The organism is Streptomyces sp. NPDC048142, from assembly GCF_043202835.1.
Taxonomy (GTDB): domain Bacteria; phylum Actinomycetota; class Actinomycetes; order Streptomycetales; family Streptomycetaceae; genus Streptomyces.
In genome coordinates this window covers 389,107-414,316 of record NZ_JBIDBC010000004.1, presented here as the reverse complement: position 1 = coordinate 414,316, position 25,210 = coordinate 389,107, and the positions used below count along the sequence as shown (strand labels likewise).

The following is a 25,210-nucleotide window of genomic DNA, read 5'->3' as shown; positions in this document are numbered from 1 at the left end:
AGAAGGTCCGCGTCGCCCGCCCGGGCTCCGGCCGCCCGCGCACCAGGCCCCGCCGGGTCCGTGCCGACAAGGCGTACGCCTCCCGCAAGAACCGCGCCTACCTGCGCAGGCGCGGTATCCGCTGCACCATCCCGGACAAGGCCGATCAGGCCCGCAACCGCAAGAAGCTCGGCTCGCGCGGCGGCCGGCCACCCACGTTCGACGCCGAGGACTACAAGGCCCGGCACGCGGTCGAGTGCGGCATTAATCGCCTCAAACGCCACCGCGCCGTGGCCACGCGCTACGACAAGCTCGCGGTCCGCTACGAGGCGACTGTCCTCGTAGCGGCCATCAACGAGTGGCTGTGACCAGCACATTCGATACACGCCCTAGAGGGGCTGATCACGGAGCAGGAACCGCTGGAGCTTGCCGGTCGCCGTACGGGGAAGCGAGGAGGGGAAGACGAAGACGCGCGGGCACTTGTGCGGGGCCAGGTTGGCCTTCATGTGGGCGCGCAGTGAGTCCGCGGTCTGCTCCGAGCCCTCCCGCAGCACCACGTGCGCCACCACGATCTCGCCGCGCAGTTCGTCCGCACGGCCCACCACGGCGGCCTCCGCGACCTCCGGGTGGCGCAGCAGGGCGTCCTCCACCTCGGGGCCCGCGATGTTGTAGCCGGAGGAGATGATCATGTCGTCGGCGCGGGCCACGTAGCGGAAGTAGCCGTCCGGTTCACGGACGAAGGTGTCGCCGGTCATGTTCCAGCCGTGCCGGACGTACTCCGTCTGCCGCGGGTCGGCGAGATAGCGGCAGCCGACCGGGCCGCGCACGGCGAGCAGTCCCGCCTCGCCGTCGGGCAGCTCGTCCCCGCGCGCGTCCACCACCCGGGCCTGCCAGCCCGGCACGGGCACCCCCGTCGTGCCCGGCCGGATCGCGTCGTCGGCGGCCGAGATGAAGATGTGCAGCAGTTCGGTGGCCCCGATGCCGTTGATGATGCGCAGCCCCGTCGCCTCGTACCAGGCCCGCCAGGTCGCCGCCGGCAGGTTCTCCCCGGCCGACACACAGCGCCGCAGCGCCGACAGGTCGTGGCCGTCCAGCTGCCCGAGCATCGTGCGGTAGGCCGTCGGCGCGGTGAACAGCACCGAGACCCGGTGCCGGGCCAGCGCGGGCAGCAGCTGCTGCGGGCCCGCCTGCTCCAGCAGCAGCGTCGAGGCCCCGGCCCGCAGCGGGAAGACCAGCAGCCCGCCCAGGCCGAACGTGAAGCCCAGCGGCGGGCTGCCCGCGAACACGTCGTCGGCCGAGGGGCGCAGCACCTGCCGGGAGAACGTGTCGGCGATGGCCAGGAGATCCCGGTGGAGGTGCATACAGCCCTTGGGGCGCCCGGTGGTCCCCGAGGTGAACGCGATGAGCGCGACCTCGTCGGCGGCGGTGTCCACCGCCCGGTACGGGCCCCTCCCGTGCTCGGCCAGCCGGGTTAGGTCCCCGGGCCCGTCCCCGCCGAACAGGGTGATCCGCAGGCCGGCCACGTCCGCCTTCGCCAGATCCGCCACCGACCGGGCGTCGCACAGGGCATGGCTGATCCGCGCCAGCGAGCAGATGGTGGACAGCTCGTTCGCGCGCGCCTGCGCCAGTACGGTGACGGCGACCGCGCCCGCCTTCATGACGGCGAGCCAGCAGGCGGCCAGCCAGGGCGTGGTCGGTCCGCGCAGCAGCACCCGGTTGCCCGGCACGACGCCCAGGTCCTCCGTCAGCACATGGGCGATGCGGTCCACCGTCTCCCGCAGCTCGCCGTAGCTCCAGACGCTTCCGTCGCCGGAGCGCAGCGCGGGACGGTCGGCGCCCCGCTCCTCGACGGTGCGGTCCAGCAGTTCGTGCCCGCAGTTCAGCCGGTCGGGGTAACGCGGCGCGGGGTCCTCCAGGAGGAGCTCCGGCCACTGTTCCGGCGGCGGGAGATGGTCGCGCGTGAAGGTGTCGGCGTGGGCGCCCGCGGCGCGGCCGGACCTCTCGGGATGCGCGCCGGGGGCGCGTACGGACGCGTCGGCGGCGGCTGTGGGCGTGTTCGGCGAGGAATTCGGCTCCATGAAGGATCGCCCCCTTGTCGCCTCTGGAGCGTATCGTTTGGGTGACGGTAGTCAACGGTCCGCGATAAGACATGACGTGCGACGCAACGCCACGCCACGCCACGCGACAGAACACGCGACCACACGCGACAAGAGAGGCGCCGCCATGACGGCATTCTCCCTCGAACCGGAACAAACCGCCTGGTGCGAGGAGCTGCGTACCCTCGCCGCACAGGAGCTGCGCCCGCTGGCGGAGAAGGGGGAGCCCGGACGCGTCAACCGCCCGCTGCTGGCCGCCCTCGGCGAGCTGGGCCTGCTGGAGCGGATGTTCGGCTCCGGAGCCCTTGACCTGTGCCTGCTGCGCGAGTCCCTGGCCCGGGGCTGCACCGAGGCCGAGACCGCGCTCGCCCTCCAGGGCCTCGGCACCACCCCGGTCGTCCAGGCGGGCACCCCCGCCCACCGCGAACGCTGGCTCCCCGAGGTCCGGGCCGGTCGGGCGGTCGCGGCGTTCGCGCTGAGCGAGTTGGGTGCGGGCTCCGACGCGGCGGCCCTGAGCCTGGCCGCCGAGCACACCCCGGCCGGCTGGGCGCTCACCGGCGAGAAGTGCTGGATCTCCAACGCCCCCGAGGCCGACTTCGCCGTGGTCTTCGCCCGGACGACCCCCGGCTCGGGTTCCCGGGGCATCACGGCGTTCCTGGTCCCCTCCGACCGCCCCGGACTCACCGGCACCGCCCTCGACATGCTCTCCCCGCATCCCATCGGCACCCTGGAGTTCGACGGCGTACAGGTCACCGCCGACGATGTGCTCGGCGAGCCCGACCGGGGCTTCCGGGTCGCGATGAACACCCTCAACCTCTTCCGGCCCAGCGTCGGGGCCTTCGCCGTCGGGATGGCCCGCGCCGCCCTCGACGCGACCCTGGAGCACACGGCCCGGCGCACCGCGTTCGGCGGCCCGCTGAGCGACCTCCAGGCCGTCTCGCACCAGGTCGCCGAGATGGCCACCCGCACCGAGGCCGCCCGCCTCCTGGTGTACGCGGCGGCAGCGGCGTACGACGCGGGGGAGAGCGGTGTGCCGCGCCGCGCGGCGATGGCCAAGCTGTACGCCACCGAGACCGCGCAGTACGTCGTCGACGCCGCCGTCCAGCTGCACGGCGCCCGAGCCCTGCGCCGGGGCCATCTGCTCGAACACCTCTACCGCGAGGTCCGCGCACCGCGGATCTACGAGGGCGCGAGCGAGGTGCAGCGCACCATCATCGCCAAGGAGCTGTACGCGAACGCCGCCCAGCGATCCGAGTCCGCCGCCCAGCCGTCCGCCGCCCAGGAGCCCGCCGGCCGGCAGTCCCTCGCCCAGCAGCCCGCCGGCCGGCAGCCCGTGGAGCCTGTGGGCCTCACCCAGGAGCCGTCCGCATGAGTCCGTCCCACCGGATCAACCCGGCCGAACTCTCCCCGCCCACCGGCTTCAGCCACGCGGTCGTCGCCACCGGCGGCCACCTGGTCTTCCTCGCCGGGCAGACCGCGCTCGACCCGGCCGGCAAGGTCGTCGGAGCCACCCTGCCCGACCAGTTCGCCGTCGCGCTGGGCAATCTGCTCACCGCACTCCACGCGGCCGGCGGCGCCCCCGCCGACCTGGCCCGGGTCACCGTCTACGCCACGGACATCGCCGACTACCGGTCCCACGCCGCCGAGCTGGGCCGCATCTGGCGCAGGCTGGCGGGGCGCGACTACCCGGCGATGGCCGTCATCGGGGTGGCCCGCCTCTGGGACGAGCAGGCGATGGTCGAGATCGACGGAGTCGCGGTCCTGCCGTGAGCTGCCGTGCTCCTGGTGCTCCTGGTGCTCCTGGTGCTCCTGGTGGCCCCCGGGCCCTCCCCGCCGTCCACCGCCCGCCCGAGTAGCGGCGGCGGGGCGGCGGGGCGAGGCTGAAGGGGTCCGGATGCCGAGCCGCCCAGGAGGGTCAGCGGTGCCCAGCCAGCCGCCCCCGCGCCCCGCCGCCCGCTCCTACGACGGCGAGGGGATCGTCGTCGGCTTCGACGCGCACCGCTGCCTGCACGCCGCCGAGTGCGTACGCGGGCTCCCCACCGTCTTCGAGGTGGGCCGCCGCCCGTGGGTCATCCCCGACAACGCCCCTGCCGACGAGGTCGCCGACGTCATCCGCCGCTGCCCGAGCGGAGCCCTCCAGTACCACCGCACGGACGGTATGCCCGACGAGGTCCCCGACGTCCCCACCCACGTGTCGCTGCACGCCGACGGGGTGCTCCACGTGCGCGGGGACCTGGAAGTCGCCACGCCCCACGGGCCCCGGCGGGAGACCAGGGTGATGCTCTGCGGCTGCGGCGCCACCGGCAACACGCCGTACTGCGACCACAGCGGCCCCTGCGCCGGCCACGCCTGAGAAGGCCGCGCACTCCGGGCCCGAACGCAGCGGGGCCGGAGTGCGCGGCGCGCCGGTCGGGTGAATCCTCTTGGGGGATATATCTGTATTTAGTGCCCTCTATTCCGGATGCTCCGTCGCCCGAACCGGACACCCCGCTGTGATCGCGCTCATCGTCGCCCACTTCGCGCTGGCGGCCTGTGCGGGTCCGCTGGTGCACCGGCTCGGCCGACGGGCCTTCGTCGTGCTCGCACTGCCCCCGGCGGCCGCGACCGTCTGGGCCTTCACCCGCTGGAACACCGCCGCCTCCGGAGGCGCGGACACCTGGTCCTGGCAGTGGATCCCGGACTACGGCGTCGCCCTCGGCCTGCGCCTGGACGCGCTGGCCGAACTGATGGTGCTGCTCGCCGCCGGGATCGGCGCGCTCGTCCTGCTCTACTGCGCCTCCTACTTCACCGACGACACCCCGCGACTGGGCCGCTTCGCCGGGAACCTGCTCGCCTTCGCGGGCGCGATGCTCGCCCTGGTGCTCGCCGACGACCTGATCACGCTCTATGTGTTCTGGGAACTGACCACGGTCTTCTCCTACCTGCTGATCGGCCACGGCAGCGAACACCGGCACAGCCGCCGCTCCGCCCTCCAGGCCCTCGTCGTCACCACGTTCGGCGGCCTCGCCATGCTCGTCGGCTTCCTGATCCTCGGTCAGGCCGCCGGTACGTACCGGATCTCCGCGATCGTCGCCGATCCGCCGGAGACGACGCTCGCCGTGTCCATCGCCGTCGTCCTCGTGCTGTGCGGGGCCCTGTCGAAGTCCGCGATCTGGCCGTTCTCCATGTGGCTGCCGAACGCCATGGCCGCGCCGACGCCCGTCAGCGCCTATCTGCACGCCGCCGCGATGGTCAAGGCCGGGGTCTACCTGGTCGCCCGGCTCGCCCCCGCCTTCGCCGACGTCCCCGTCTGGAAACCCGTCGTCCTCGTCCTCGGCGGGGCGACCATGCTGCTCGGCGGCTGGCGGGCGCTGCGCCTGAACGACCTCAAGCTCGTCCTCGCCTACGGGACCGTCAGCCAGCTCGGCTTCCTCACCCTGCTCGCCGGGACCGGCAACCGTGACGCCGCGCTCGCCGCCGCCGCGATGATCCTCGGGCACGCCCTCTTCAAGGCCCCGCTGTTCCTCGTCACCGGCATCGTCGACCACGCCGCCGGCACCCGCGACCTGCGCGAACTCTCCGGAGTGGGCCGCTCCCTGCCGTACGTCGCCGGCGTGGCCGTGCTCGCCGCCGCCTCGATGGCCGCCCTGCCGTCGCTGCTCGGCTTCGCCGCGAAGGAGGCCGCGTTCGCGGCGCTGCTGCACGGCTCCGCCGCCGACCGGTGGGCGCTGGGCGTCGTCGTCGCGGGCTCCGCGCTGACCACCGCGTACAGCCTGCGGTTCGTCTGGGGTGCGTTCGCCCGCAAACGCGGCGTCCCCGACACCCCCGTCCGCCGCGTCGGGTGGGCCTTCCTCGCCCCGCCCGCCCTGCTCGCCGTCCTCGGCCTGGTCCTCGGCCCCGGCGTCGGCTGGACCGGCCGGCTGCTGGGCGCGTACGCCGACACGCTCCCGGCCGGCCCGGACCCGTACCACCTCTCCCCCTGGCACGGATTCGGTCTCGCCCTGCTCCTGTCCGCCCTCGCCTGGGCCACGGGCGTCGTACTCTTCCTCGGCCGCGCACGCCTCACCCGGTTCTCCCGCCGGATCGCCTGGCCCACCGCCGACAGCGTCTTCGGCCATCTGCTGCTCGGGCAGGAACGTCTCGCCCTCCAGGTCACCGGCTTCATCCAGCGCGGCTCCCTCTCCGTGTACCTGGCCACCACCCTGCTCGTCATGCTCGGCGGACAGCTCGCCGTCCTCATGGTCGACACCCCCTGGGACGGGGCGGTGCTCCCCCGCCTCTGGGACGACCCGCTCCAGGGCGCGGTCGCCGCCCTGACCTGTGCCGCCGCCCTGCTGTGCCTGACCGTGCGGCGGCGCATGAAGGCCGTCGTCCTGGCCGGCCTGACCGGATACGGCACCGCGCTGCTCTTCGTCGTCCAGGGAGCGCCCGACCTGGCGCTCACCCAGTTCTGCGTCGAGACCGTCGCGATGATCGTCTTCGTGCTGGTGCTGCGCCGGATGCCCGTCCACTTCCAGGAGACCGTGAGCACCTGGCGGCGCGCCACCCGCGTTCCGGTGGCCCTCGCGGCCGCCGCGACCGTCGGCGTCGGGATGTGGGTCGCCGCCGCCGCGCGTACCGCCGAACCGGCCGGCGCCGTCATGGTCCAGGAGGTCGCCGACCACGGGCTCAAGGACGTCGTGGCCACCATCCTCGTCGACCTGCGCGCCTGGGACACGATGGGGGAGTCCGCCGTGCTCGCCGCCGCCGCGATCGGCGTCACCAGCCTCATCTACCTGCACCGCCGCAGCGAGGGCTCCATGGCCCAGGAGGAGCTGCGGGGCCGTACCGCCTGGTCCCTCTCGGCGCACCACTCCTCCAGGCTGCCGCTGGGCGACGACGCGGCCCCCGAGCGCAGCTGGCTGGCCGCCGGAGCCACCCTCGCCCCCGAGCACCGCTCGATCGTCTTCGAAGTGGTGGCCCGGCTGCTGTTCCACCCGATCCTGGTGCTCTCCGTCTATCTGCTGTTCTGCGCCGAGAGCCTGCCCGGCGGCGGGTTCGTCGCCGGACTCGTCGCCGGCGTCGGCCTGATCACCCGCTACCTGGCGGGCGGCCGCTTCGAACTCGCCGAGGCGGCCCCCCTGCAACCCGGACTCTTCACCGGCCTCGGCCTCTTCATCTCCACCGGAGTGGCCCTCCTCGGACTCACGGAAGGCACCGTCCTGCACGCCTTCACGTACAACGGACATCTGCCGGTCTTCGGCTCGTACCACCTGAGCACCTCGGTCCTCTTCGACTTCGGCGTCTACCTGCTGGTCCTGGGAGTCGTCCTGGACATCGTGCGGGCCCTCGGCGCCAAGGTCGACCGGCAGATCGAACGGGCGGCGGGCGTCCTCACCCCCGAAGCCGGCCCCGGGACGGGAGGGGCCCCGCGATGATCGTCAGCGCCTCGCTCCTCGCCACCGCCGTCGTGCTCTGCGCCGTCGGCGGCATCCTCATGCTCACCCGCCCGCTGACCCGCATCCTGCTCGGCGCCGTCATCCTCAGCAACGGCATCAACCTGCTGGTGCTCTCCTCCACCGGCCGGGCCGGCGCCGCCCCCCTGCTGTACGGGGTGTCCCTGAGCCGGATCACCGACCCACTGCCGCAGGCCATCGCGCTGACCGCCATCGTCATCACCCTGGCCACCACCGCGTTCCTGCTGGCCATGGCCTACCGCAGCCACCAGATCACCGGCACCGACGAGGTCCACGACGACCTGGAGGACCGGCGCATCGTGCTGCGCGCCGAAGTCCTCGGCGAACGCGCCCAGTTGCGCGAGCAGTTCCGGTCGGGAGCCGAACCCACCGCCGAGGAGCGCGAGTACTACCGGGTGGAGCGCCGCCGGCTGCGCGACCGGCTCCGCGCCGACCGCGCCCGCCAGGCCCGGGGCCGCGACGCCTCCGGCAACCTCTGGAACGACGTGCTGGGCGCGGACCCCGAGGACTACGCACGCGACGGCGACGCCAAGGCGGACGACCGCTACCCCCGCGACCGAGGAGCCGACGGATGAACGCGCTCGTCCCGCTGCCGGTGCTGCTGCCGCTGTGCGCCACCGGCCTCAGCCTGGCCTTCGGCACCCGTCTCGGTCGCTTCCAGCGCTTCATCAGCGTCGCCGTGCTCACCGCCGTCACCGCGCTCTCGGCGATCCTCCTGGTCGCCGCCGACCGGCAGGGCCCGCTCTCCGTCCACCTCGGCGACTTCGCCCCGCCGCTCGGCATCACCCTGGTCGCCGACCGGCTGTCCGGGCTGATGCTCACCGTCTCCTCGGCCGTCACCCTCTGCGTGCTCGTCTACTCCCTCGGCCAGGGCATGACCGACCGGGACAAGGAGACTCCGCTCGCCGTCTTCCACCCCGCCTATCTGATCCTCGTCGCCGGGGTCTCCTGCACCTTCCTCGCGGGCGACCTCGTCAACCTCTACGTCGGCTTCGAGATCATGCTCGTCGCCAGCTTCGTCCTGCTCACCCTCGGCGGTACCGGACCCCGGATGCGCGCGGGCTCCACGTACGTGATCATCTCGCTGTTCTCCTCGATGCTCTTCCTCACCGCCATCGCCATGACGTACGCGGCCACCGGCACCGTGAACTTCGGCCAGCTCGCGGTGCGGCTGCCCGAACTCCCCATCGGCGTACAGACATTGATCCAGGCGATGCTGCTGACCGTCTTCGCGATCAAGGCCGCGGTCTTCCCGCTCGCCGCCTGGCTCCCGGACTCCTATCCGACCGCCCCGGCCCCCGTGACCGCCGTCTTCGCCGGACTGCTCACCAAGGTCGGCGTCTACTGCATGCTGCGCGTGGAGACCCTGCTCTTCCCCGGCAACCGCATCGGCGACCTCCTGATGGCCATCGCGCTGGCCTCGATGGTCATCGGCATCCTCGGCGCGGTCGCCCAGACCGACCTCAAGCGGCTGCTCTCCTTCACCCTGATCAGTCACATCGGCTACATGGTCTTCGGGATCGGCCTCGCCACCCGCGAGGCGTACGGCGGGGCCATCCTGTACGTCGCCCACCACATCACCGTCCAGACGACACTGTTCCTCGTCGCCGGGCTCATCGAACGCCGGGGCGGCACCACGGAGCTGACCCGGCTCGGCGGGATGGCCAGGGCCGCGCCGATGCTCGCCCTGCTGTTCTTCGTCCCCGCGATGAACCTCGCAGGGATCCCCCCGCTGTCCGGCTTCATCGGCAAGCTCGGGCTGATGCGGGCCGGTGTCGCCGACGGCGGCGGCTGGGCCTGGGTCCTGGTCGCCGGCTCGGCGGCCACCAGCCTGCTGACGCTGTACGTCGTCGCCAAGGTCTGGAACCTGGCCTTCTGGCGCGCCGCCCCGCCCGGCCAGGCCGCCGCCGGCACGGTCCTGGAGTGCGGCGACGACAGCGACGAAGACCCGGACGCGGGCCCCGACCGGATCCGCGGCACCGGTGACGAGGGCGTCGCGCCCGCGCACCGCCCGGCGGGCCGGGCCCTTGGCGCGACCCTGCGCGGACGGGCCGTCACCACCACCGGCCGACTGCCCCGCCCGATGACCGCGGCCACCGCGGCGACCATCGCGATCGGCCTCTCCTTCACGGTGTTCGCCGGTCCGCTCACCGCCTACACCGACCGCACGGCCGTCGAACTCCTCCAGCGGACCCCCTACATCCAGGAGGTGCTGGGCCGGTGAGACGCATCCTGCGCTTCTCCTTCCGCAACGCCGATCTGCCGCCGCTGAGCTGCGAGTTCGGCACCCGCCGGCGGGTGCTGGACCTGCCGCTGATCGGCTGGCTCACCGTCATCTGGGTCCTGCTCTGGTCGACCCTCACCTGGGCCAACGTCCTGACCGGCCTGGTCGTCTCGGTCGCCGTCTGCCTCGCCTTCCCACTGCCCCGGGTCGACCTCGGACTGCGGCTCCACCTCTGGGGCATCGTGTGCCTGGCCTGCTATCTCTTCCACGACATGTACACCTCGGGGGTGAAGGTCACCCGGCAGATCTTCTTCGGCCTGCCCCACCGGGCCGCCGTCATCGGCGTCCCCCTGCGCTGCCGCAGCGACCTGATGCTCGCCGCCACCGCCGTCGCCGTCTCCAACGTCCCCGGCGGCTCCGTCATCGAGGTGCGCCGGGCCACCGCCACCGTCTTCCTGCACGTCCTGGACGCCGACCGGCCCGAGGAGCTCGAAGCCGCCCGGCGCAAGGTGTGGCGGATGGAGGAACTGACCGTACGGGCCTTCGGCACCCCCGACGAGATCGCCCGGGTCGCCGAACCCCCGCCACCGCCCCAGCCCGCCGCCGGGAGGCCCGCACCATGACCGCACCCGAACAGGTCGACCGGATCCTGCTGACCACCGCCGTCGTCCTGGTCCTCGTCGCCGGGGGGCTGCTGCTGGCCCGCATCCGGCGCGGCCCCTCGATGCTGGACCGGGCGATCTCGCTGGACGTCTGCGCCGCCCTGATCATCGCCGGGCTCGGCGCCAAGTCGGCGTTCACCCGGGACCCGTTCTACTTCCCGATCATGCTGGTGCTGGCGTTCCTCGGGTTCACCGGCTCGGTGGGCATCGCCCGCTTCATCGCCGTACGCGACCGGCCCCGCCACACGCCCCGCCCCCCGTACCCCGGCGACACCCAGGAGGGCCCGCGATGAGTCTCTGGCACCAGATCGCCGACACGGCCGGCGCCGTGCTGCTTCTCATCGGCGCCGCGATCTGCCTGCTCGGGGTGATCGGCATGATCCGGCTCCCCGACGTCCTCTCCCGCAGCCACGCGGCGACCAAGCCGCAGACCCTCGGCGTGATCCTGGTGCTGGCCGGAGTCGCGCTGCGGCTGCGTGGCGGCATGGAACTCGCCACCCTCGGCCTCGTCGCGTTCTTCCAGATGCTGACCGGACCGGTGGCCTCGCACCTGGTGGCCCGCTCCGCGTACCGCACCGGCCAGATCGAGCACGGTGAGCTGCTCTTCGACGAACTCGACGAGCAGCTCACCGACGGCACCCGACCGCCGGGGTAGGGCCGGGCGGACCGCGCACATCGGGCGGAGGGCCCGGCCGCACGATCACCGCCCGACTCCCCGCGCGCCCGCACCGCCCGCCGCAACGCGATTGAGGTTCCGTACCGCCTCGTGCCGCCAAAGCGCCCACGGGCCGGTGTCCGCATGTCATGATGCGGGCAATGCCGGACGCTGGGGGGCGTATGGGAAGCACGGGGACGGTGCTGCGCGAACTGCGCGGCGCACAGAAGAGCGCCAAGGGCGTCTCGCTCTACTCGCGGTACGTGAACCGGCCCGCCGGGCGGGTGCTCGCGGCCGGGGCGTACCGGGCGGGCATGACGCCCAACCAAGTGACGCTGACCAGCGCGCTGTTCACCTACGGTGCGCTGGCCTCGGTCGCGCTCGTCGAGCCGTCGTGGACGCTCGCCGTCGTGGTCTACACGGCCCTCGCGGTCGGCTTCGCCTTCGACTCGGCAGACGGGCAGCTCGCCCGGCTCACCGGCCGGGGAGGGCCCGACGGGGAGTGGCTGGACCATGTCGTGGACTGCGGGAAGCTGCTGCTCGTCCACATCGCCGTCCTGATCTCCTTCTACCGCTTCGGAGAACTGCCCTCGGAAGCCTGGCTGTTGCTGCCGCTGGGCTTCCAGCTGGCCGCCGTGCTCACCTTCTGCGCGGGGCTGCTGCGCGAGCAGTTGGGCAAGGCGGCGGCGAACTCCCGCGGTCCGTCCTGGGCGGCACCGGATGCGCCGGCGGCGCCGGTCTCCCGGGTGCGGGCGGTGGCACTGCTGCCCGCCGACTACGGGGTGTTCTGCCTGGTGTTCCTGCTGCTCGGCGCACCCGGGGCCTTCCGCGCCGGGTACGCCGTGCTCGCGGTGGTGCACACGCTGTTCCTGGCGGCCTTCCTCGCCAAGTGGTTCAGGGAGCTGAAAGCGCTCCGGGCCGGCTGACGAGCACGTCCAGCGCCCGGCGCAGCTGGGTGCTGGACGTGTGCACGGTGTACGGGAAGTAGACGACCTCCACGCCCACTTCGGCGAAGTCGCGCTCCAGCTTCTGTCCCTTCTCCGTGCCCCGCCAGTCGTCGCCCTTGAAGATCACGTCGAACCGGACCTGCTGCCAGGTCTCGACCTTGTCCGGCACGGTCTCCACGAACGCGGCGTCCACGAAGCGCACACTGCGGACGATCTCCAGTCGTTCGCGGAGCGGGATCATCGGCGTATGACCCTTGGCGAGAGCGGCCATCTCGTCCGACACGACCCCCGCGACCAGGTAGTCGCACTGACTGCGGGCATGCCGCAGGATGTTGAGGTGCCCGACGTGGAACAGGTCGTACACCCCGGGTGCGTAACCCACCCTGTGCTGCACCATCCGTATCTCTCCCCCCACGGTGAACGTGATCCGGTGATGTACCGACGACCTTACTGTGAAGAACACTTGTGCAGGCAATGAACGGATAAGCTCGGCAAGGGCTGTTCCCCGGTGGGGACAGCGGTTGTCGTGGGGGAAAGGCGATCGTCCGATGTCCGAAGCGTCAAGGCCCGGTTCGCTGCGAGGCCGCCGGCTTCTCGTGGTGTCGACCAACTACGCGCCGGAGCTCACGGGCATCGGCCCGTACGCCACCCAACTGGCGGAGCACTGGGCCGCGTCGGGCGCCCGCGTCCGGGCGCTCACCGGTATGCCGCACTATCCCGCCTGGCGGCTGGAGGAGAGCTACCGGGGCCCCTGGCGGACGGTGGAGATACGCGCCGGGGTCGGCGTGCACCGGCGCCGCCACTATGTGCCGCCGCGTCAGACCGCGCTCAAGCGCGCCGCGTTCGAGGCGAGCGTCCTCGCCACCGGGCTGTTCGCGCCGCCGCCCGGACGGCCCGACGCGGTGATCTCCCAGATGCCCAGCCTCGCCGGCGGCGTCATCGGAGCCCGCCTCGCCCGACACCACCGCGTCCCCCATCTCCCCGTCGTCCAGGACCTGATGGGAGCGGCCGCAGCGCAGAGCGGCATCCGGGGCGGCGGCCGGGCCGCCGCGCTCGCCGCGGCGGCCGAGCGGTACGCACTGCGCGGGGCCGCCCTCGTCGGCGTCATCCACGAGAGCTTCGTCCCCGGCGTCCGGGCCCTGGGCGTCGACCCCGGCCGCATCCGCCTCGTCCCCAACTGGACCCATGTGCAGGCCCCCACCGCCGACCGGGCCGCGACCCGGGCCCGGCTCGGCTGGCCCGATTCCACACCGGTCCTCCTGCACTCCGGCAACATGGGCCTCAAGCAGGGTCTCGAGGTCCTGGTGGACGCCGCCCGCTCGGCACCGGACGTCCGCGTGGTCCTGATGGGCGACGGCAACCAGCGCGACGCCCTGCGCACCCGTGCCGACGGGCTGCCCAACGTGGACTTCCTGGAGCCCGCGGGCGCCGAGGAGTTCACCGACGTCCTCGCCGCCGCCGACGTCCTCGCGGTCACCCAGCGCGCCTCGGTCCTCGACATGAGCGTCCCCTCCAAGCTCACCTCCTACTTCACCTCCGGGCGCCCCGTGATCGCCTCCGTCGCCGACGAGGGCGGCACCGCGGACGAGGTCCGCCGCTCGGGGGCCGGAGTCCTCGTCGCTCCCGAGGACCCGGCCGCCCTGCTCGAAGCGGTGCGGAAGCTGGCCGCCGACCCGGCCGCCGCCGACGCCCTCGGGGCCGAGGGCCCGCGCTACGTCGCACGCCATCTGAGCCGGGAGGCCGGCCTCGCCCGCTTCGACGACCTGCTCGCCGAAGCCCTGCCGGACGCACAAGGGAGCCCCCGCCGATGACGCCACAGCACCGCGCCCCGGACGACCAGGACGAGCCGGCGCTGCTGCGCGACCAGTTCCGCCAACTCCTGCGCTACCGCTCCCTGCTGGCCTCCGGCGTCGTCATCGGCCTGCTCGGCGGCGGCTACCTCGCCCTCGGCGGCGAGGACACCTACAGCGCCACCGGCGAGGTGCTCGTGCGCTCCGCGATCTCCGACCCGTTCGCCGCCGGATCCAGCGCCGACAAGGGCATCAACATCGGCTCCGAGCGCCAGACCGCCGTCAGCGACACCGTGGGCACCCTGGCCGCCGGGACCCTCCTCAAGGCGGGCGACGACGTCACCGCCCACAAGCTCCTCGAAGGGCTCCAGGTCACCAACCCGCCCAACACCCTCATCCTCCGCTTCTCCTACACCGGCGCCACCCCCGAGCAGGCCCGCGCCCGCGCCGAAGCCCTCGCCGGCGCCTATCTGACCCACCGCAAGTCGCGCACCGAGGAAAGCATCCAGAACATGTCCGACGGCTACCGGGCCCAGCTCGGTCCGCTGGAGGACAAGCGCGACCTGCTGGAGGAGCAGATCGGGGCGGGCGCGGCGGACGACGTCAGCAGCGCCCGCGCCAACATCATCGTCTCCATCTCCGAGCTGAGCCGGAAGATATCCGAGCTGAAGGCCCTGGACACCACCCCCGGCTATCTCAACAAGAAGCCCGTCGCCCCCACCGAGCCCACCGGTGCGGGACTGCTCCTGCTCCTCGGGCTCGGCGGTGTCGTCGGCCTCGCGCTGGGGCTGCTGCTCTCCTGGGTGCGCCTCGTCTTCGACCCCGCCGTACGCTCCCCCCGCGAGCTCGTCCGCTCGCTCGGCGCACCCCTGCTCGGCACCCTGCCCCGGGAACGCGCCGCCGCGGGCAGCCTCCTGGCCATCGGCCGCGGCGGCTCCCGGCTGGCCGAGGAGTACCGCGCCGTCGCCTTCCGGCTCGCCTACGACCCGTCGTTCGCCGAGAGCCGCCGCCTGCTGGTCACCGCCCCGCGCGACGACAGCACGGCGGCCGCCGCCGCTTCCGCCAACCTGGCCGCCGCCTTCGCCGAGATGGGCCGCGACGTCCTGCTCGTCGAGGCCGACCTGCGCACCCCCGGCCTCGCCCGCGACCTGGGCTCCGCCGCCCACGAGGTGCGCCCGCCGCGCTGGGCCGCCGAGGAGGGCGACGGCAGCTGGCCCACCGGCGGCCGCAGCAATGTGGACGTGCCCGGCTCCGGCGCCTTCGCCCTGATCCCCGGGAGGATCGTCGACAACGTCCCGCGCGCCCTGACCTCCCCGCCCGTCGGCCGCATCGTCGCCGAGGCCGACGGGCCCGGCAACGTCGTCATCGTCCTGGCGCCGCCCGTCCTGTCCTACGCGGACGCGGTCGCCCTGGTCGACCGGGTGGCGGGCGTCATGATCGTCTGCGACCCGCGCGAGGTGCACCGCAGCGACCTGGAACGCATCCGCGAGATCATCAGCGCCTCCGGCGGCTCCGTCCTCGGCGCCCTCCTCCACCCGGGCCGGGGCCGGCTGCGCCGGGCCGAGCGCGGCACCAAGCCCCCCCGCCGCCGCCCCGGCGACGGCGGTGACGGTGACGGTGACGGTGGCGGGGGAGCCCCGGCGGCCGAGGCGGACGCACCCGAGCTCACCGGCGATCCCACCGAAACCCTCGGCTTGCGCTCCTTCACCCTGCCGGCCGCCCGCCGGTGAGAGCCCGCACCGCCGTCCTCTGCTCGGTCGCGGACCAGGGCGTGGCGGCGCTCACCAACATCCTGGTGCTGGTGGCCGCCGCCCGGCTCTCCACCGTCACCGACTTCGCCCGCTTCTCCGCGGTCTACCTGGTGTTCACGGTGCTCCTCGGCGTCTCGGGCGCGTACACCGGGCAGCCGCTGGTCCTCAAGCGCGGCGCGGGGGAGGAGACCCGGGGGGCGTGCCGGTCCGCCGTCACCTTCACCGTGCTCGGCGCGGCCGTGCTCGGCGCGCCGCTCGCCGCCGTCTGCGTCCTCGTCCCCGGCGACACCGCCCGCGCGCTGATGACGCTCGGCCTCGTGCTCCCCGTGGTGCTGGGACAGGACGCCGTTCGGTACGCCTTCTCCACCCTCCAGATGCCCCATCTCGCCCTGACGTCCGACCTGTTGCGGCTGGCCTGTGTGCTCGGGGTGCTCCTCGCACAGGATCACGGGGCGTCCCCGGCCCGCCTGATCGCCCTCTGGGGCCTGTCCGCCCTGCCCGCCCTGCTCCTGTCCGCCGCCCTCCTCCACCGGGCCACCGCGGGGGCCCCGGTGCGGCTGCGCCCGATGCTGCGGCGCGGCCACCTCGGGCAGCGCTTCACCGTCGAGTTCGGCGTGGGCAACGCGACCAGCCAGCTGTCCGTCCTCGGCCTCGGCGCGGTCGGCAATCCGCTCCTCGTCGGCGCGCTGCGCGGGGCGACGACCCTCTTCGGGCCGCTCAACGTGCTGTACACCTCGGCCACCTCCTTCGGCCCCCCGCTGCTCGGCCGCATCGGCGACGAGCGCCGCCGGGTCCGGGCCACCGCCGTCCTCGCCGCCGTCCTCGCGGCGACCGCCGGGCTCTGGGCCACCGTCCTCGCCCTGCTGCCCGACACCGCGGGCCGCGAACTGCTCGGCGACACCTGGCCCACGGCCGCCGCCCTGCTCCCCGCGACCGGCAGCCAGTACGCGGCGATGGCCGTCGGCACCTGCGGGCTGCTCGCCCTGCGCATGCTCGACCCGCGCACCACGCTCTCCATCCAGGTCGTCTTCTCGCTCACCGCCGTGGCGTTCCTCGCGGGCGGATACGTCATCGGGGGCGTCCCCGGAGCCGCCTGGGGCCTCTTCCTGGGGTCGCTCTGCAAGGCCGTCGCGACCTGGACCAGGGTGGCCCGGCTGCGCCGCCGGGGGCCTGCGCCCGTGCAGCCGGTCAGCGCCGACGCCCTGCCCTCTGCTCCGTGAACGTGGTGATCAGCGCCAGGCACAGAGCGGCGATGGCGAGCTTCCCCACTGCCTGGAGCAGCGGACCACGCAGCAGGATGAAGGTGTATCCGGCGATCAGCGGGGCCACGATGGCCAGCACACTGCCGGAACCGGGACCCGCCCGGGTGACCGCGAGAGCGTACCTGCGGTCGGTGCGGGCCGCCGCGTAGCCGATCAGGGCGAGACCGCCGGCCATCCCGGCCGGGCCGAGGTCGACCCAGAACTCGGTCCACAGCGGGGCCGAGAGGTTGGTCATGTTCATCCCCATCCACTGCCCCACCCGGACCCCGGTGTCCTCCGGCTTGCCGCTCCACACCGCCCGCGGCACGAAGAACAGCGCGGAGCCGGCCAGCTGCCGGCCGTAGGTGTGCCCCCGGGTGTCCACCCAGGAGATCGTGTTGGCGAACATCACCGTCTGGTCGTAGTCCTTGGTCGCCAGCGGCTCGAAGACGGAGGCCGACTGCACGGTCCGCTGCCCCTCCTCGTCGTACCGGAACCTGTCCGCGTACGGGAACAGCACCAGCGCCCCCACCACGCCCATCGTGAGCACCGAGCGGTACATCGCCGCACTGCTCGGGAACGCGGTGAACAGCAGCGAGACCAGTACGGTCAGGAACCAGTAACGCGCGTTGGAGATCGGGTTGTTCACGATCAGGTTGACCGCCGCCAGCGCCACCCACACCAGGGCCGTCGACGGGGTGCGCCGCGCCCGGTGCGAGGTCACCAGGCGCCGGGTGTAGAAGAGCAGCGCCAGCAGCGCCGGAACCGTGCCGAAGCCCTTCAGGAACGCCGAGCCCACGTTCGACCCGGTCGAGACGACCCCGCTGGCCGCCACCGTCTCGCTGATCTCCTGCCGGCTGGAGAAGAACACCGCGGGCCCGCCCAGCTTCAGCACGTAGTACCCGCTCGCCGCGAAAGCGAGCAGCACCAGCAGCCGCAGCCGCAGCGGATGCGCCACGGCGGGCCCGCCCGTGCCCCGGGGGGAGGGCGTACGCCGCCGCAGCGGACGCCGCGAGGCCAGCAGCGCCCCCAGGTCGAACGCCGCACACCCCACCAGGATCATCGCGATGGCCGTCACCAGGTCCTGGCGGGGCCCCACCATCGGCGTCGGCGTCTGTCCGATCACCACCTGGGCGAACGGCGCCACGCCCATCGCGATGTACACGAACATCCAGAAGACGCCCTGGAGCAGCCGCCGCCGGGTGGAGAGGATCATCGTCGCCAGCCGGGCTCCCGCGTAGCAGGTCAGCACCAGTTGCAGCCAGTACGCGGTGTCCCGCACCCCGGTGCCGGGCTGCGCGGCGATCAGGGCGGGCAGGAAGCAGACCAGGCCCAGGATCAGCGGCACCGCCAGCGCCCGCGACAGCATGGCCCAGGCGATCGGCCGCGCGGCCTCGTCGGCGGAGCTCCCGTGCGGCGGCGTGCGGGCCGGCGTACGTGCCGACGTGTGCACCGACGTCATGCGCCCCCCGATCAGTGAACCGCTGAACACTCTAACGAATCAGCCCACTTGAGGGGGCGCGATGACTCGGACCCACCGGCGATTGGGGGGCGGCGTCGCGGGGCTGGGCACGCACTCCCCCAAGCTCTCGGCTTCGCTCGAGCAGGGAGGGGCCCCCTCCCGCGTTGTCGTCAATCACCATGGCTCCTTCCCCAAGCTCTCGGCCTCGCTCGAGCAGGGGAGACCCCATCTGCCTCAATCCTCCGCCTTGCAGCTGCACGCACCCGGCCCCGCTCCTTCTCCCACCCCCCAATCGCCGGTGGGTCTAAGCTGTGAACAGCCGGCCGAGGTCGAGGGGAACCCTGGTGAAAATCCTGCACATCGTCACGCTCCACACCCCGGACCACGCGTTCGGTGGTCCGACCCGGGTGGCGCTCAACCTGTCGAAGGTCCAGCGGGCCGCCGGCGACGACGCCCGCATCATGGCGCTCGGCGACGACTTCCCGGACGGCCGACTGCCCGGTCATGTGGAGGGAGTTCCGGTCCATCTCTTCCAGGCCCGGCATCTGCTCCCGATGTTCGAGGTCAGCGGCATCACCTCGGCCGCACTGCTGCGCACCGCACGCCGCATGATGCGCGGCGCCGACCTCGTACACGTCCATCTGATGCGGGACCTGGTGACCCTGCCCGCCGCGCTGATCGCCCTGGCGACCCGGACGCCGCTGGTCGTCCAGACCCACGGCATGGTCGACCCGACCGAGAAGAAGGCCGCCCAGCTCACCGATCTGCTCGGGGTGCGCAGGGTGCTGCGCGGTGCGGACGCCGTCCTGCATCTGACCGAGACGGAACGCCTCGACGTGAACGCCGTCGCCGCCCCCGTCCCGCTCACCCGCACCGTACGGCTGGTCAACGGGGTGCGCCCGCAGGAGCGCAAGCCCGCCCGCGACCCGGACCGTCCGCCCACCGTGCTCTTCCTCGCCCGGATCCAGGAACGCAAGCGTCCCGAGGACTTCGTCGCCGCGATGCCGCACGTCCTCGCCCGTCACCCGGACGCCCGCTTCGTGCTGGCCGGACCGGACACCGGCGCACTGCCCGGAACGCTGGCACTCGCACGGAAGCTGGGCGTGACCGGCTCGCTCGACCAGGTGGGTCCGCTGGGCCACGAGGAGGTGCTCGCCGCCGGACGCGAGGCCGATGTGTACGTCCTCCCGTCGATCGAGGAGCCTCTCGGGGTCTCGGTCCTGGAAGCGATGTCGGTCGGCACTCCGGTCGTCATCACCCGCACCTGCGGCCTCGGGCCCGACGTCGCCGAGGCGGGGGCGGGCCGGGTGATCGACAGCCGGGCCGGCGAGGACGCGGCCAACGCACGCAAGGTCGCCGACGCGATCCTGGAGCTGCTGGAGCCGGAGGCCGCCGAGCAGGCGGGCAAGGCCGCCTGGGAGCTGGTGAACGACCGCTTCACCATCGAGGTCGTCACCACCACCCTCCGGCGGACCTACGAGGACGTGGCCCGCCGGAGGTGAGGGTGAGCGACCGGCCCGTCAACGCAGAGGCTTCTCCCGCGACTTGAGGGCGATCTGCCAGCGGTAGAAGCTCATCGCCAGAGCGAAGTCGAAGCCCGCCCGGCCGTCCAGGAAGCCCCGCCGGTAGAGGTACATATAGGCGAAGGACACCACCGGCTTGAACGGCGCCTTGTGGAACAACTGCCCCTGGCGCGACTTGACCTGGCGCACCTGCTCCTTGACCTCGGGGTGCTGTTCCAGCCACGCCTCCCAGTCCGAGTAGCGGTTGTGCCGCTCGAACCAGGCGGTGACCGGGTCGAGGTCCTGGTGCTCGATGGGGTGGGTGAGCGTCCCCACCGTCGCGGCGACCGGCTGGTAGTGCCCCTCCACCTCACCGATGCCCGGGGCGTCCAGGTCCCCGACCTCCGGGTAGTGGGAGCGGGTCCGGTCGGTCAACGACCTCTTGCGGATGGTGTATCCGTGCCGCAGCCGCTTCCCCGAGAACCAGTAGCCGAGCGGTATGTCGTACGCGGCCGGCTTCGGGGCCGCCGGGTCCCGGAAGGTCTCCCGCAGCTCGGCCAGCAGCCCGGGGCTCAGCCGCTCGTCGCCGTCGAGGAGCAGGATCCAGTCCAGATCGGTGCGGACGTTCTCCAGGCACCACTGCTTCTTGCGCGGGTGGCCCCCGTCCCAGGTGTACGTGACCACCTCCGCCCCGCACTCCTCGGCGATCTTGACCGTGTCATCGGTGCTGTGGGAGTCCACCACCACGACCGCCTCGAAGTGGCCGAGGACCGACTTCACCGCCTCCGCGATGTTCAGACCCTCGTTCTTGGTGGGGATCGCCACCGCTATGGGAAGTGGCTTTCCTGCGGTCATCCGTTGGCTCCTTCGGGCAGCCAGGCGTAGCAGCCTGTGGAGGTGAACACGCGGGCGGACTTCGGGATCGTGATCTTCCGGGACGTGCCGGTGCCGGACCGCCCCGAGGACAGTTCCTTCTCCCCGGCCCCGGTGATCTGCCAGGAGCAGTCCGTGGTGGGGGAGGCGGAGCGGTAGACGCCCGGCCGGAGCTTCTTTCCGGTGTGGGCGCCGTCCGGATAGGCGTACGCGGCCTCGTCCACCAGGTCCTGGTGCTGGGGGCAGAGCCCGGCGACCGCGGCGGCCGCGTCCGGGATCTCGTCCGTCGCGATGGCGCCGACGGCGGTGTCCCGGTCGGCCTTGACCAGATAGCGGAGCTTGTCGCAGGTCTCCTGGCCGGTCTGGAGCACGGCGGCCGGGTCCATGCCCCTGGGCACCCGGTCCTCCAGATACTCCTTCTGCTTCTTCGTGAACGTCCCGGTGGCCGGGGTGATCTCGTCGGACGGTGTCTTCGGGCCCGCCGCCGTGCCGCCGGGAGCGGACGGACCGGCGGGCATGACCTCCTCCGGCTCCGCCGGCTTCTTCGGCTGCTCGGCGGAAGGCGTGGTGGTGGACGGGTCGGCGGAAGCACCGGGGACGGCGGGCCCGGAGGCCGCGGAGCGCTGGGCGCCCGCGGCCTCCGGACCGTTCCCGTCCGCGGACGAACCGCAGGCGGCCAGCGCCGCCGCCGTCACGATGACGGCGGCGCCGGCCAGGAACGGGTTCCTCATCAGCCGTTCCTCAGGGCGTAGTGCGCGCTGATCTGGGAAGCACTCAGCGCGGTCGGATAGACGGCGGTCTCGTCGATCTGCCCGGCGAAGAAGTAGCTGGAGGGCCGGCCGGGCCAGTTCGCCAGGTTGTCCCCGCCGATCCGCCAGTAGCCGGGGTAGTTCTCGTTACTCGTGTACAGCCAGTTCGACGCCTGCCGTTGCCCGTCGACGTACAGCGCCATGCCGCCGGCGCCCTGGGTGGCGACGACGTGGTGCCACTGGCCGTCGTTGTAGGACCCCCAGGTGACGACCGTCCTGGCGGAGCCGCTGTACACGCCGAACGTGAGCCGCCCGTCGTTGCGCATGTAGATGTGCTTGTCGTGGCGGGTGCTGTTCTGCTGGGTCCGGTTCCCGAAGCCGATGATCTTCCCGCCCCGGCTGGTGGTGGTCTTGATCCATGTCTCGATCGTGAACCGGGTCGGCTGGTCGTGCTTCCGGTTGCTGTACGCGTACTCGTTGGAGCCGTTGAAGCCGATCGCCGTCGAAGGCCCGGCGACCGCCGCCGGGGTCTGCCGGTAGGCGGGGGCGTTGCGCAGGAAGCCGTTGTTGAGGTTGCCGCTGCTGTCGTGCGCGAACGTCGACGTGCCCTCGTCGTAGCGCCAGTAGAGGCTGGCTCCGTCGGCCCTGACCCGCTCCGCATACGCTTCCGTCGTGCTCGCCACGGTCGCCGACTGCGCCGGGGACTTGGCGCTGGTGTTGACGCCGTCGCTCGCGGTGATCCGGTACGAGTGGGTCTCGCCCGGGGCGACGTCGTCGTCCGTCCAGGTCAGCTGCGGCCGGTCCCAGAAGACCGAGTAGCCGGTCGTCGTGTGGATCGGGGTGTTCGAGCCGTCCTTGTAGATCCGGTAGGTCAGCTCACCGTCATCGGTGTCGAAGCTGGTCTGCCAGTTCACGTCGATCTGCCCGGGAGTCAGTGTGGACAGAGTGACGTTGGGCACCCAGGGCGTGCCCGTGTCCGGACCGTCCGCGAACCGGGTCAGGCCCTGCTGCGGCTTTCTGTTGACGGTGGTGAACTCGCCGCCCACCCACAGGTAGTGGCGGCCGCCGCTGCTCGTCTGGGTCATCACCCGCGGCCCGACCGGCTCCCCGATCCCGTCGTTGGTGTCCGGGAACCAGGGCAGCAGCTCGGGGTCGTCGACCGACTGGGCCAGCAGATGCTTGCGCGGCTGGTCCGGGAACGCCCCCATGCTGGAGCAGTCGTGGGCGTGGCTGCCGCTGTACAGCACCCCGGAGTGCACCAGCACGGACTGGGTCGCGCCGAGGCAGGTGTCCCGCCAGCGCTGCTGGAAGTCGTCGAGGTCCAGCGCGATGCGTCCGTCGAAGACCCCGCCGCCGCTGCCCTCGTTGGCGGTGTAGAAGCCGGTGGCGTCGGTGGTGATGTCCTGGACCGTGGAGTTGTTGTGGATGAACCCGGGATAGGACGTGGTGAGTTGGCCGGTGGTGGCGTCGACCACGGCCAGCGCGTGGGTGCTCGTGCCGTTGATCCGGAAGAAGTCCCCGCCCAGCAGCACGTGCTGTCCGTCCGGGGTCACCTCGACGGCCCGTGCGACCTCGTCGGCGTTGGCCGTGAAGGGCAGCAGCGAGGCTCCGGTCGTGACGGCGGCGAACTTGTTCCTGGTCTGCCCGCCGACGCTGTTGAAGTCGCCGCCCAGATAGACGGTGTCGGCGGTGGCGGCCAGCGCCCGCACGGTGGCCGTCACGGAGATCTTGAAGTCGTCGCGGGGGGTGCAGGTCGCGGTGTCGATCGCCGCGACATTGCTCACCCCGACCCCGTTGACCGCGCCGAACTGCCCGCCCGCGTAGAGGGTCTCGCCGTCCGGGGACAGCGCCAGGGCGCGTACGGTCGCGGTGCCCGAGGAGATGGTGAAGGACAGCGAGCAGTCGGTGGGCGCCCCGGTCGCCGCGTCGAACGCGGCGAAGTTCACCGCGGGCTGTTCGTCCGTTCCGGGTGCGGCGGTGGGGGGCCGCAGGGTGGAGAAGGTGCCGCCCGCGTAGACGACGCCGTCGCCGGCGGTCATCGACCAGACGATGCCGTTGGTCTGCCAGGTGGTGAGGTCGTCCGCGGTGATGGCGACCGGTGGTGTCAGCGCCGCTGCCGGGGAGGCCCCGGCAGCGGTCGCGGTCAGGGCTCCGGCCAGCAGGCCGAGAGCGGCCAGGACGGCCCGCACACGGCGGTGCCCTCCGGTTCTCTGCCCCGTACTTCCGTTCATCATTCAGCTCCGAAGGTGAGAACGAGCTGCGGCCGGTAGGCCGCGGATCCTGCCTCGCCCGACCGGAGGCGGGGACTGTCCGTCCCGCTGCCGGTCGGGGCGAGTGAGTAGGCGGAGCCGAGGGCCCCGCCCGGTGCCGGCGCGGAGAGCTCCACCGAGTGGCCGGTGGAGACGGCGGTCGCGCCGGTGTTCGTCCCGAGCACGGACGCGGCGAGCGCCGGCCGGGAGTCGTGGGTGACCGTCGACCCGGTCCGGGCGCCGGTGTCCGGCGCCCCGTCGTGGCGGTCGGTGGAGCCCGTCGGCTCTTGCGACGACGTACGGAACCGGAGGCGGGCCGCTTCGAGGAACCGCCCGGCCGGTACGGCGGGCAGGGCGAAGCGCGGACGGCTCGGCCGGGCCGTCGTGCCCCGGCCGGCCGGCCGGGCGGCGGTCAAGCCGACGGGCCCGGTGAGCGGGGCCGCCGGGGGTGCGGCGGCCACCGGGGCGGGCACCCCGGCGGCCGGTGCGAGGGCCGTTACGGTCGCGGTCCGCCCGCGACGGCCCGGCCCGCTCATCTGTCCACCCGAACGGCGGCCCCGCTCAGCTGGTCGTCCAGCCGGCGGATGTCGGCGTCGACCATGATGCGGGCCAGCTCCCGCGACCTCACCTCGGGCTTCCAGCCCAGCAGCTTCTCGGCCTTGGACGCGTCGCCGATCAACGCGTCGACCTCGCTGGGGCGTTCGTACTTCGCGTCGTAGCGAACGTGCTCGCGCCAGTCGAGGCCCGCGTGCTCGAAGGCGAACTCCAGGAACTGCCGGACGCTGACGCCCTCGCCAGTGGCGACCACATAGTCGTCGGGGGTGTCGCACTGGAGCATCCGCCACATCGCGTCCACGTACTCCGGCGCATACCCCCAGTCCCGGACCGCGTCCAGATTGCCCAGGTGCAGCCGGTCCTGGAGCCCGGCCTTGATCCGGGCGACGCCCCGGGTGATCTTCCGGGTCACGAAGGTCTCGCCCCGGCGCGGCGACTCGTGGTTGAACAGGATCCCGTTCACCGCGAACATCCCATATGCCTCACGGTAGTTGACCGTGGCCCAGTAGGAGTAGACCTTCGCCACGCTGTACGGGCTGCGCGGGTGGAACGGGGTCTGCTCGTTCTGCGGGGGCGGGCTGGCGCCGAACATCTCGGAGGACGATGCCTGGTAGATCCGGGTCTCGATGCCACTGGCCCGGACCGCCTCCAGAAGCCGGATGGTGCCGAGCCCGGTGACATCACCGGTGTACAGCGGGGCGTCGAAGGACACCCGGACATGCGACTGCGCGCCCAGGTTGTAGACCTCGTCGGGCTGGATGTCGCGCAGCAGGTTCACCAGCGCCACACCGTCGGACAGGTCCGCGTGGTGCAGGACGAAGGAGCGCTCCGGCTCCTCGGGGCCCTGGTAGATGTGGTCGATCCGCTCGGTGTTGAAGCTTGAGGAACGGCGTATGAGCCCATGCACCTTGTACCCCTTGTCGAGCAACAGCTCGGCCAGATACGAACCGTCCTGGCCGGTCACTCCGGTGATGAGCGCGGTCTTCGCCACGTTTTCCCCTTCTCTGCTGATCGCCTCGGCGGCGATGTTCACCGACATA

General features: G+C 72.6%; 23 protein-coding genes. 15 read left to right on the top strand and 8 right to left on the bottom strand.

Annotated features, from left to right (window positions below; translation table 11 throughout):
• The coding region (locus ACGF2Y_RS08745; protein WP_392944281.1) for a transposase at positions 1–347 on the top strand (347 nt) is incomplete at its 5' end.
• A gap of 21 nt (positions 348–368) precedes the next feature.
• Here the strand turns inward: ACGF2Y_RS08745 and ACGF2Y_RS08740 are convergent.
• Complete coding sequence (locus tag ACGF2Y_RS08740; protein ID WP_392944279.1) at positions 369–2,057, bottom strand: AMP-binding protein; 1,689 nt, start codon at positions 2,055–2,057, stop codon at positions 369–371.
• 145 nt (positions 2,058–2,202) lie between these two features.
• Here ACGF2Y_RS08740 and ACGF2Y_RS08735 point away from each other — a divergent pair, with 145 nt between their 5' ends.
• The 10 genes from ACGF2Y_RS08735 (at position 2,203) to ACGF2Y_RS08690 (ending at position 11,977) form a co-directional block, all read left to right on the top strand.
• Positions 2,203–3,447 carry an acyl-CoA dehydrogenase family protein gene (locus ACGF2Y_RS08735; RefSeq protein ID WP_392944277.1) on the top strand — a complete coding sequence of 415 codons (1,245 nt, stop codon included), beginning with the start codon at positions 2,203–2,205 and terminating at the stop codon, positions 3,445–3,447.
• Positions 3,444–3,845 carry a RidA family protein gene (locus ACGF2Y_RS08730; RefSeq protein ID WP_392944275.1) on the top strand — a complete coding sequence of 134 codons (402 nt, stop codon included), beginning with the start codon at positions 3,444–3,446 and terminating at the stop codon, positions 3,843–3,845. The genes ACGF2Y_RS08735 and ACGF2Y_RS08730 overlap by 4 nt, the downstream gene beginning before the upstream one ends.
• Positions 3,846–3,969: 124 nt before the next feature.
• Positions 3,970–4,428: a (4Fe-4S)-binding protein gene (locus ACGF2Y_RS08725; protein ID WP_392944273.1), complete on the top strand. Its 459-nt coding sequence runs from the start codon at positions 3,970–3,972 to the stop codon at positions 4,426–4,428.
• Between the two features lie 139 nt (positions 4,429–4,567).
• Entirely contained in the window at positions 4,568–7,471 is a 2,904-nt protein-coding gene (locus tag ACGF2Y_RS08720; protein WP_392944271.1) for a Na+/H+ antiporter subunit A, read from the top strand.
• Entirely contained in the window at positions 7,468–8,085 is a 618-nt protein-coding gene (locus ACGF2Y_RS08715) for a Na(+)/H(+) antiporter subunit C (protein WP_392944269.1), read from the top strand. Before ACGF2Y_RS08720 ends, ACGF2Y_RS08715 begins: the two co-directional genes overlap by 4 nt.
• Complete coding sequence (locus ACGF2Y_RS08710) at positions 8,082–9,734, top strand: Na+/H+ antiporter subunit D (RefSeq protein WP_392944267.1); 1,653 nt, start codon at positions 8,082–8,084, stop codon at positions 9,732–9,734. Before ACGF2Y_RS08715 ends, ACGF2Y_RS08710 begins: the two co-directional genes overlap by 4 nt.
• On the top strand, positions 9,731–10,357 hold the full coding sequence (locus ACGF2Y_RS08705) for a Na+/H+ antiporter subunit E (RefSeq protein ID WP_392944265.1): 627 nt from the start codon (positions 9,731–9,733) through the stop codon (positions 10,355–10,357). The genes ACGF2Y_RS08710 and ACGF2Y_RS08705 overlap by 4 nt, the downstream gene beginning before the upstream one ends.
• A complete protein-coding gene (locus tag ACGF2Y_RS08700) occupies positions 10,354–10,689 on the top strand; it encodes a monovalent cation/H+ antiporter complex subunit F (protein WP_392944263.1) in 336 nt (111 codons plus the stop codon). Before ACGF2Y_RS08705 ends, ACGF2Y_RS08700 begins: the two co-directional genes overlap by 4 nt.
• Entirely contained in the window at positions 10,686–11,051 is a 366-nt protein-coding gene (gene mnhG / locus ACGF2Y_RS08695; RefSeq protein ID WP_392944261.1) for a monovalent cation/H(+) antiporter subunit G, read from the top strand. Before ACGF2Y_RS08700 ends, mnhG begins: the two co-directional genes overlap by 4 nt.
• Positions 11,052–11,233: 182 nt before the next feature.
• Entirely contained in the window at positions 11,234–11,977 is a 744-nt protein-coding gene (locus tag ACGF2Y_RS08690; protein ID WP_392944259.1) for a CDP-alcohol phosphatidyltransferase family protein, read from the top strand.
• Here ACGF2Y_RS08690 and ACGF2Y_RS08685 read toward each other — a convergent pair.
• Positions 11,946–12,395: an adenylyltransferase/cytidyltransferase family protein gene (locus ACGF2Y_RS08685; protein WP_030079843.1), complete on the bottom strand. Its 450-nt coding sequence runs from the start codon at positions 12,393–12,395 to the stop codon at positions 11,946–11,948. The genes ACGF2Y_RS08690 and ACGF2Y_RS08685 overlap by 32 nt on opposite strands.
• A gap of 151 nt (positions 12,396–12,546) precedes the next feature.
• Here ACGF2Y_RS08685 and ACGF2Y_RS08680 point away from each other — a divergent pair, with 151 nt between their 5' ends.
• From ACGF2Y_RS08680 to ACGF2Y_RS08670, 3 genes are read left to right on the top strand one after another with little or no spacing between them, the layout of a single operon-like run.
• Positions 12,547–13,809, top strand: a complete 1,263-nt coding sequence (locus ACGF2Y_RS08680) for a glycosyltransferase (RefSeq protein ID WP_392944257.1) — start codon at positions 12,547–12,549, stop codon at positions 13,807–13,809.
• Positions 13,806–15,518 carry a lipopolysaccharide biosynthesis protein gene (locus ACGF2Y_RS08675; protein ID WP_392944255.1) on the top strand — a complete coding sequence of 571 codons (1,713 nt, stop codon included), beginning with the start codon at positions 13,806–13,808 and terminating at the stop codon, positions 15,516–15,518. Before ACGF2Y_RS08680 ends, ACGF2Y_RS08675 begins: the two co-directional genes overlap by 4 nt.
• Entirely contained in the window at positions 15,515–16,759 is a 1,245-nt protein-coding gene (locus tag ACGF2Y_RS08670; RefSeq protein WP_392944253.1) for a hypothetical protein, read from the top strand. Before ACGF2Y_RS08675 ends, ACGF2Y_RS08670 begins: the two co-directional genes overlap by 4 nt.
• On the opposite strand, the gene ACGF2Y_RS08665 is transcribed toward ACGF2Y_RS08670, so the two are convergent.
• Entirely contained in the window at positions 16,728–18,242 is a 1,515-nt protein-coding gene (locus ACGF2Y_RS08665) for a hypothetical protein (protein WP_392944251.1), read from the bottom strand. The genes ACGF2Y_RS08670 and ACGF2Y_RS08665 overlap by 32 nt on opposite strands.
• Positions 18,243–18,586: 344 nt before the next feature.
• Here ACGF2Y_RS08665 and ACGF2Y_RS08660 point away from each other — a divergent pair, with 344 nt between their 5' ends.
• Complete coding sequence (locus tag ACGF2Y_RS08660; RefSeq protein ID WP_392944249.1) at positions 18,587–19,744, top strand: glycosyltransferase; 1,158 nt, start codon at positions 18,587–18,589, stop codon at positions 19,742–19,744.
• A gap of 18 nt (positions 19,745–19,762) precedes the next feature.
• On the opposite strand, the gene ACGF2Y_RS08655 is transcribed toward ACGF2Y_RS08660, so the two are convergent.
• Genes ACGF2Y_RS08655 through gmd form a run of 5 tightly spaced genes read right to left on the bottom strand, consistent with a single transcriptional unit; the run spans position 19,763 to position 25,161 of the window.
• Positions 19,763–20,599 carry a glycosyltransferase family 2 protein gene (locus ACGF2Y_RS08655; RefSeq protein WP_392944248.1) on the bottom strand — a complete coding sequence of 279 codons (837 nt, stop codon included), beginning with the start codon at positions 20,597–20,599 and terminating at the stop codon, positions 19,763–19,765.
• Positions 20,596–21,348, bottom strand: a complete 753-nt coding sequence (locus tag ACGF2Y_RS08650) for a hypothetical protein (RefSeq protein ID WP_392944246.1) — start codon at positions 21,346–21,348, stop codon at positions 20,596–20,598. The genes ACGF2Y_RS08655 and ACGF2Y_RS08650 overlap by 4 nt, the downstream gene beginning before the upstream one ends.
• Positions 21,348–23,600 carry a LamG-like jellyroll fold domain-containing protein gene (locus ACGF2Y_RS08645; protein WP_392944245.1) on the bottom strand — a complete coding sequence of 751 codons (2,253 nt, stop codon included), beginning with the start codon at positions 23,598–23,600 and terminating at the stop codon, positions 21,348–21,350. The genes ACGF2Y_RS08650 and ACGF2Y_RS08645 overlap by 1 nt, the downstream gene beginning before the upstream one ends.
• A complete protein-coding gene (locus ACGF2Y_RS08640; protein ID WP_392944243.1) occupies positions 23,597–24,151 on the bottom strand; it encodes a hypothetical protein in 555 nt (184 codons plus the stop codon). The genes ACGF2Y_RS08645 and ACGF2Y_RS08640 overlap by 4 nt, the downstream gene beginning before the upstream one ends.
• Positions 24,148–25,161: a GDP-mannose 4,6-dehydratase gene (gene gmd / locus ACGF2Y_RS08635; RefSeq protein ID WP_392944304.1), complete on the bottom strand. Its 1,014-nt coding sequence runs from the start codon at positions 25,159–25,161 to the stop codon at positions 24,148–24,150. The genes ACGF2Y_RS08640 and gmd overlap by 4 nt, the downstream gene beginning before the upstream one ends.
• Positions 25,162–25,210: the final 49 nt, after the last annotated feature.

Bases quoted from the DNA above. Each gene is read 5' to 3' on its own strand.
- ACGF2Y_RS08655 (WP_392944248.1), bottom strand. From the start codon at position 20,599: ATGACCGCAGGAAAGCCACTTCCCATAGCGGTGGCGATCCCCACCAAG.
- ACGF2Y_RS08715 (WP_392944269.1), top strand. From the start codon at position 7,468: ATGATCGTCAGCGCCTCGCTCCTCGCCACCGCCGTCGTGCTCTGCGCC.
- ACGF2Y_RS08725 (WP_392944273.1), top strand. From the start codon at position 3,970: ATGCCGAGCCGCCCAGGAGGGTCAGCGGTGCCCAGCCAGCCGCCCCCG.
- ACGF2Y_RS08700 (WP_392944263.1), top strand. From the start codon at position 10,354: ATGACCGCACCCGAACAGGTCGACCGGATCCTGCTGACCACCGCCGTC.
- ACGF2Y_RS08665 (WP_392944251.1), bottom strand. From the start codon at position 18,242: ATGACGTCGGTGCACACGTCGGCACGTACGCCGGCCCGCACGCCGCCG.
- ACGF2Y_RS08645 (WP_392944245.1), bottom strand. From the start codon at position 23,600: ATGATGAACGGAAGTACGGGGCAGAGAACCGGAGGGCACCGCCGTGTG.
- ACGF2Y_RS08735 (WP_392944277.1), top strand. From the start codon at position 2,203: ATGACGGCATTCTCCCTCGAACCGGAACAAACCGCCTGGTGCGAGGAG.
- ACGF2Y_RS08730 (WP_392944275.1), top strand. From the start codon at position 3,444: ATGAGTCCGTCCCACCGGATCAACCCGGCCGAACTCTCCCCGCCCACC.
- ACGF2Y_RS08710 (WP_392944267.1), top strand. From the start codon at position 8,082: ATGAACGCGCTCGTCCCGCTGCCGGTGCTGCTGCCGCTGTGCGCCACC.
- ACGF2Y_RS08680 (WP_392944257.1), top strand. From the start codon at position 12,547: ATGTCCGAAGCGTCAAGGCCCGGTTCGCTGCGAGGCCGCCGGCTTCTC.
- ACGF2Y_RS08685 (WP_030079843.1), bottom strand. From the start codon at position 12,395: ATGGTGCAGCACAGGGTGGGTTACGCACCCGGGGTGTACGACCTGTTC.
- ACGF2Y_RS08690 (WP_392944259.1), top strand. From the start codon at position 11,234: ATGGGAAGCACGGGGACGGTGCTGCGCGAACTGCGCGGCGCACAGAAG.
- ACGF2Y_RS08650 (WP_392944246.1), bottom strand. From the start codon at position 21,348: ATGAGGAACCCGTTCCTGGCCGGCGCCGCCGTCATCGTGACGGCGGCG.
- mnhG (WP_392944261.1), top strand. From the start codon at position 10,686: ATGAGTCTCTGGCACCAGATCGCCGACACGGCCGGCGCCGTGCTGCTT.
- ACGF2Y_RS08640 (WP_392944243.1), bottom strand. From the start codon at position 24,151: ATGAGCGGGCCGGGCCGTCGCGGGCGGACCGCGACCGTAACGGCCCTC.
- ACGF2Y_RS08740 (WP_392944279.1), bottom strand. From the start codon at position 2,057: ATGGAGCCGAATTCCTCGCCGAACACGCCCACAGCCGCCGCCGACGCG.
- ACGF2Y_RS08675 (WP_392944255.1), top strand. From the start codon at position 13,806: ATGACGCCACAGCACCGCGCCCCGGACGACCAGGACGAGCCGGCGCTG.